This window comes from uncultured Eudoraea sp. (assembly GCF_947258525.1).
Lineage (GTDB): Bacteria > Bacteroidota > Bacteroidia > Flavobacteriales > Flavobacteriaceae > Eudoraea.
The window spans coordinates 2,204-8,244 of sequence record NZ_CAMYIP010000202.1; the positions used below are offsets into that span (position 1 = coordinate 2,204).

6 protein-coding genes are annotated in these 6,041 nt (G+C 34.4%); all 6 read left to right on the forward strand.

Features of this window, described 5'->3' with window-relative positions; genetic code table 11:
• On the forward strand, positions 1-703 hold a 703-nt coding region (locus Q0X89_RS15625; protein ID WP_297695861.1), incomplete at its 5' end, for a hypothetical protein.
• Positions 704-707: 4 nt separating this feature from the next.
• Complete coding sequence (locus Q0X89_RS15630; protein WP_297695863.1) at positions 708-1,403, forward strand: WecB/TagA/CpsF family glycosyltransferase; 696 nt, start codon at positions 708-710, stop codon at positions 1,401-1,403.
• 134 nt (positions 1,404-1,537) lie between these two features.
• Positions 1,538-2,887, forward strand: coding sequence for an exopolysaccharide biosynthesis polyprenyl glycosylphosphotransferase (locus Q0X89_RS15635; protein WP_297695866.1), 1,350 nt, complete (start codon positions 1,538-1,540; stop codon positions 2,885-2,887).
• A gap of 182 nt (positions 2,888-3,069) precedes the next feature.
• Positions 3,070-4,368, forward strand: coding sequence for a UDP-glucose/GDP-mannose dehydrogenase family protein (locus tag Q0X89_RS15640; protein ID WP_297695869.1), 1,299 nt, complete (start codon positions 3,070-3,072; stop codon positions 4,366-4,368).
• A 31-nt stretch (positions 4,369-4,399) separates the two neighbouring features.
• Positions 4,400-5,386, forward strand: a complete 987-nt coding sequence (locus Q0X89_RS15645) for a UDP-glucuronic acid decarboxylase family protein (protein WP_297695870.1) — start codon at positions 4,400-4,402, stop codon at positions 5,384-5,386.
• A 100-nt stretch (positions 5,387-5,486) separates the two neighbouring features.
• On the forward strand, positions 5,487-6,041 hold a 555-nt coding region (locus tag Q0X89_RS15650), incomplete at its 3' end, for a phosphoribosylamine--glycine ligase (protein WP_367177071.1).

A 6,041-nucleotide genomic window follows, 5' to 3' on the forward strand; every position in this document is an offset into this window, starting at 1 on the left:
AGAATTCTCCGAGAATAAATTTCTTTTTCATCTTATAAGAAAGGACAATACTTTTTTAAATTTGGACTTTTATAAAAGAGAAATTTTAGTTAGAGACAGCATAAAAGGGATATTCAGAAACTTCAATATCATCAAGAAAAATTTTGACACTAAAGGATTCATAGGCCTGCGTACAGGACAATTTACAAGAAATAATGATAAGTCAACATCAAATCTTTGGGTTAATCAAATGCTTTTCTCGGAAATTATGGCCGGTAAAAATGTATATCAAAATCAATTTACCGATGAAATTGGAATAAACTTATTGAATGAGCACTTTTTAGAAATGCTTAGAAAAGATGTTTTTTTTAAAAACTCATTTAATTTTTACATACTACTATCGAAAAAAGAATTACTTATAATATCAGAAAATGACACTGATCTTGAGAGTAAATTTATGCTGCATTTTATTAGCGCAAATAATGATTTTGATAATTATTCCTTTTATTTTAAAAACAAGGAATTTCAACAGTTTTTAGAAACCCCATTTAAAAAGTTAAATATTGCGAGAATTAAATTACCCGAATTTGATAATTATGTCAAAATTAGAATCGGACAATTTAATTCAAATGGAAATATCTGGGCACAAGAAATATGGATAGATGAAGTAAATACAAATGAACTGCTTCGTTATAATGATGAATTTTCTAAACTAATAAAATAGACATATGATTAATAATGTTCTTTCTAAAATTACTGATCATATTGATTACGATAAATCAACGCAATTAGTTAGTTACCTCAATATATATAATTACAAAATATTAAGAAAAAACAGGGAGGTTTTGGAAAGAATAGACCATTTTACTTTAGATGGTATCATGTTAATTCTATTCATTAGAATATTTATGGGGAAAAAAATTAAAAGGAAGGCTCCTGATTTCTCATCTTACTTTAAAGATATGTTTGCGCACTTTGAAGTCAAACACAAAAGAATTGTTTTTATTGGTGGCTCAGAAAGTGAAATAGAAAAATTTGTGGAAATCGTCAAATATTACTATCCTAAATTGGATGTAGTAGCTTATTTTAATGGATTTAATATTGATGAAGAGCAGTTAATCCAAAAAGTCATTTCAAAAAAAACAGATATAGTTATTATAGGAATGGGAACTCCATTGCAAGAGTTATTAATGATAAAAATGAAAAAGATGGGATTTCAAGGATCCTGTTTTACCTGCGGAGCTTTTATTACTCAAACCGCCATTGGTGGAAAGAATTACTTTCCACATTTAATTGACAAGCTTCACCTAAGATGGGCATATAGAATTTATAAAGAACCTAAATTAATTAAAAGATATTTGCTAGATTACCCCGTGGGGTTAAAATATCTAATTCTGGATAAGTATAAATCTGAAGAAAATTAGAAATGAATAACTATTAAATTCAGCAATAGAAGATTATACATCTTTTAATGAAGCCGAAAAAGATAATTTAATATGCTGCCAAATAATGATCATTTCTTATATTTTGAATCTATTTGTTTACTTATTTTTGGTTTATGATCTTTCAAAAAGAAAAATATTCTGGTTTTATAAACCCTATTTCACTTATTTTAGATTTGGTGGTCATTAATGTTCTTGCCTATAATCTTCCTCTGCTTTTAAAGTTTCCCCTTGTTTTTCATAGTTATATTTCTTTTGCCTGGATTATTATAGCGATAAAAATTAACTTCTATGAAATTTATCGTTTTGCCAAAGCCACTTATATTTTAAAACAATTGTTTAGACAATTTGTGTTTTTCTTTTTGATCTTATATGCATTTATTGGGTTTTTTAAACAACCTAACATTAGTAGATTAATGTTGGGGGTTTTCTTTTTATCTGTTTGTATTTCCGTCTTATTTCTAAAATTCCTTAACTATTATCTTTTAAAAAAGTATCGCACAAAGGTGAAAGGCAACATAAGCTATGTTGTCGTAATTGGGAATAATAGAAAGACGGATCAATTAATTAAGATTTTCAATAATCATACTGAATACGGATATCAACTTTTAAATCAATTTGAGCCTAAAGCTTCGGATTTTGAAATAAACAATTGCATCAAATTTATTAGTGAAAATAAAATCGATGAAATTTATTGCTCTGTTAGAGAATTAAATGACAAAGAAATATCGGAGCTAGTGAATTACGCGGACAACAACTTAATTGGACTAAAATTTATTCCGGATAATAAAGAAATATTTACAAAACAACTAAACCTGGAATATTACGAGTATTTACCAATCTTATCATTAAGGGAATTACCTTTAGATGATCCCTTTAATCGGTTTTATAAAAGATTATTTGATTTTATTATTTCACTTCTAATATTTGTATTTATACTTTCCTGGTTAATGCCATTAATAGGAATATTAATTGTACTTGATTCAAAAGGACCTGTTTTTTTCAGACAAAATAGACCGGGATTTAAAGAAGAAGGTTTCGGATGTTATAAATTTAGGACGATGGTGGCAAACGAATCCACAGAAAAATCCGCAACAAGAAATGATCCAAGAATCACAAAACTGGGAGCTTTTTTAAGAAAAACAAGTATTGACGAATTACCGCAATTTGTTAATGTCTTATTGGGTCAAATGTCCATAGTAGGACCAAGACCGCATTTATGGCGGCAAAATGAGGTATATGGACCAACTATCCAGAAATATATGCTTAGGCATTATGTCAATCCGGGAATAACAGGATTGGCACAGTCAAAAGGATATCGGGGAGAAATAGAAACTTCAGATGAAATAAGGAATAGAACCAGATATGATATATTTTATATAGAAAATTGGTCATTCTTCATGGATTTAAAAATAGTATTACAAACGGCATTAAATATTTTAAAGGGGGAAGAAAAGGCTTATTAGGGATGGTGTTCTAATAATGGACTAAGTCACGAAAATCAACTTTGGAAATTACTTCGGATAGAGTTTGGCGACTGCGGGATTAATTCCTAACCTAATAAAAAGGTTTTAGACAGAATTTGTTGTAGGGTTGGGATGCACCGCCTATTTTTGCATCCGAATGAAATGAATTAGATGATATACCTATGAAAATATCTGTTGTTGGTACTGGATACGTGGGACTGGTAACAGGCACCTGCCTGGCGGAAACAGGCAATGAGGTCCTATGTGTAGATATCGATGAAAATAAGGTAAGAAGTATGCAGGCCGGGGAGGTTCCGATCTATGAACCTCACTTAGATGTCATATTTGAGCGTAATATCAAGGCAGACAGGCTCAAGTTCACCACTTCATTGCAAGAAGGACTAGACCATGGTGATATTATTTTCCTTGCCCTTCCAACACCAGAGGATGAGGATGGCTCAGCAGATCTTAAATATATTTTGGGAGTAGCCGATGATATTGGCAAGAAAATCAAAAACTATAAGGTTATTGTAGACAAAAGCACCGTTCCTGTCGGGACTTCTGAAAAAGTGCATACCACCATTGCCAAAAATGCCAAATGCGATTTTGATGTAGTCTCCAATCCTGAATTCTTAAGGGAAGGTTTCGCGGTAGATGATTTTATGAAGCCTGAGCGAATTGTGGTAGGTACAGGCTCAGCGAAAGCTACCAAGCTTATGGAAAAGCTCTACGCTCCTTTTGTACGATCAGGGAACCCTGTGATCATTATGGATGAGAAATCTGCTGAACTTACCAAGTATGCTGCTAATTCATTCCTGGCCGCCAAGATAACCTTTATGAACGAGATCGCGAACTTCTGTGAAAAAGTTGGGGCCGATGTAGATAAGGTCCGTATCGGTATGGGTACCGATTCTCGTATAGGAAAACGCTTCTTATTCCCTGGAATTGGTTATGGAGGATCGTGCTTTCCCAAGGACGTTAAAGCTCTTCATAAATCGGGTAAGGATCATAATTATGATTTCAAGATCCTTAACGCTGTGATCAACGTAAACCAGACCCAGAAGACCATCCTGATCCCCAAGATTAAGAAGTATTTTAATGATGAACTGAAAGGGAAGAAGATCGGTCTATGGGGCCTTGCCTTTAAGCCCGAGACGGATGATATACGCGAAGCACCTTCATTGTACATGATAGATGAGCTTTTAAAATTGGGTGCTAAGGTCACTGCATTTGACCCGGAAGCCATGGATAACGTGAAGCAAAAGTTAGGCGATAAAATCACGTTTGCGCCCGGCATGTACGGAGTTCTGGAAGATGCGGATGCCCTGGTGATTTGTACCGAATGGGGTGTGTTTCGAAATCCTAATTTCAAATTAATGAAAGAATTGTTGAAAAATTACGTAATTTTCGATGGACGTAACCTATACGATACAAATGAGATCAAAGAAGAAGGGTTTCATTATGAATCAATAGGCCGCTAAGTAAAGACAACAAACCTGTTAAAAACAAGGAATGAAAAAAATATTAATAACTGGCGCTGCAGGTTTTTTGGGCTCACATTTATGTGACCGGTTTATAAAAGAAGGATTTCATGTAATAGCCATGGACAATCTTATAACTGGCGACATCAAAAACATAGAACATCTGTTTAAACTCGAGCAGTTTGAGTATTACCACCATGACGTAACCAAATTTGTACATGTTCCGGGAAAGTTGGACTATATTCTTCATTTCGCATCTCCTGCAAGTCCAATTGACTATTTAAAAATACCAATTCAGACTCTAAAAGTTGGCGCTTTGGGGACCCATAATCTATTGGGACTAGCTAAGGAAAAAGGATCTTGTATTCTTATTGCATCTACTTCAGAAATTTATGGGGATCCTTTAGTTCATCCTCAGACGGAGGAATACTATGGAAATGTGAATACAATAGGCCCCAGAGGAGTATATGATGAAGCCAAACGTTTTCAGGAATCTATTACCATGGCATATCATCGCTTTCATGGAGTTGACACCCGGATTGTTAGGATATTTAATACCTATGGCCCCAGGATGCGCTTAAATGACGGTAGAGTGATCCCCGCCTTTATGGGCCAGGCCCTGCGTGGTGAAGATTTGACCGTATTTGGCGATGGTTCACAAACACGATCATTTTGCTACGTTGATGATGAAATTGAAGGTATTTTCAGGCTATTGATGAGTGATTACACTCTGCCGGTGAATATCGGGAACCCACATGAAATTACCATTCGGGATTTCGCTGAAGAAATCATAAAATTAACAGGAACCAACCAAAAAGTCATCTACAAACCACTTCCGAAAGATGATCCTATGCAACGTCAGCCAGATATCTCCAAGGCAAAGGAATTATTGGGATGGGAGCCTAAAGTAGGTAGGGCTGAAGGAATGAAAAAGACTTTTGACTATTTTAAAACACTGTCAAAAGACGATCTGAAGAAAACAGAACACAGAGATTTTTCGAAACGGAATACTAGATAAAATTTGAATCAAATAATTCGTGTTATACCTTTTCAATTATTTGAGCTGTTAACTATTTTATTTGTACTGCTAAACGTATTTTTGTCCAAACTTCCAATTCATGAATATACTTATCATTGGCGCCGGCGGCAGGGAACATACTCTTGCCTGGAAACTTAAACAAAGCCCTAAATTAAATAAACTCTTTGTCGCACCGGGAAATGCAGGAACTGCCGCTATAGCATTTAATGTTCCAATAGATGTAAATGATTTTGAAGCAATTAAAACACTTGTTAATAAGGAAGGTATAGACATGGTTGTAGTAGGGCCGGAAGATCCTTTGGTAAATGGAATTCATGATTTTTTTCTTAAAGATTCTGAGCTAAAGCATGTTTCTGTTATTGGACCTAGAAAAATGGCGGCTAACCTGGAAGGAAGTAAGGAGTATGCCAAGGAGTTCTTATTTCGACATAATATCCCGACCGCTGCCTATAAAAGTTTTACACCAGATATTTTAGAAGAAGGATATTCATTCCTTGAAACGCTTAAACCTCCATATGTACTAAAAGCAGACGGCTTGGCTGCCGGAAAAGGTGTTCTGATCTTAAATGACTTACAAGAAGCTAAAGACGAGCTAAAAACCATGTTGGTTGATGCTAAATTCGGCAGTGCCAGT